Annotated in this window: 1 rRNA gene; it reads left to right on the top strand. The window is 48.2% G+C overall.

Going from position 1 to position 654, the window contains the following annotated elements:
* Positions 1-654, top strand: a 23S ribosomal RNA gene (locus tag I6E56_RS14910); the annotation flags it as partial.

The following is a 654-nucleotide window of genomic DNA, read 5'->3' as shown; positions in this document are numbered from 1 at the left end:
CTGCGGATTTGAATTTGTTTTCAAGTGGTAGGGGAGCGTTGTGTAAGCCTGTGAAGGTGTGTCGTAAGGCATGCTGGAGGTATCACAAGAGCGAATGCTGACGTGAGTAACGATAATGCGAGTGAAAAGCTCGCACGCCGGAAGATCAAGGGTTCCAGTCCAACGTTAATCGGGGCTGGGTGAGTCGACCCCTAAGGCGAGGCCGAAAGGCGTAGTCGATGGGAAATCAGTTAATATTCTGATACTTGTTTATAATGCGATGGAGGGACGGAGAAGGTTATGTCAGCCTGGCGTTGGTTGTCCAGGTGAAAGGATGTAGGCTTGTGGCTTAGGTAAATCCGGGCTACTACATGGCTGAGATCTGATAGCAAGCTGTACTTGTACAGCGAAGTGGCAAATACCATGCTTCCAGGAAAAGCTTCTAAGCAATAGTTATAAACGAATCGTACCCTAAACCGACACAGGTGATCAGGTAGAGAATACCAAGGCGCTTGAGAGAACTCTGCTGAAGGAACTAGGCAAAATGGTACCGTAACTTCGGGAGAAGGTACGCTGTTGATGGTGATAGGACTTGCTCCTTGAGCTGTTGACAGTCGCAGATACCAGGCTGCTGCAACTGTTTATTAAAAACACAGCACTCTGCAAACACGAAAG

The organism is Salinibacterium sp. NK8237 (assembly GCF_015864955.1).
GTDB lineage: Bacteria > Actinomycetota > Actinomycetes > Actinomycetales > Microbacteriaceae > Rhodoglobus.
The sequence above is the reverse complement of the archived record's forward strand: the minus strand, read 5'-3'. Positions and strand labels throughout refer to the sequence as shown.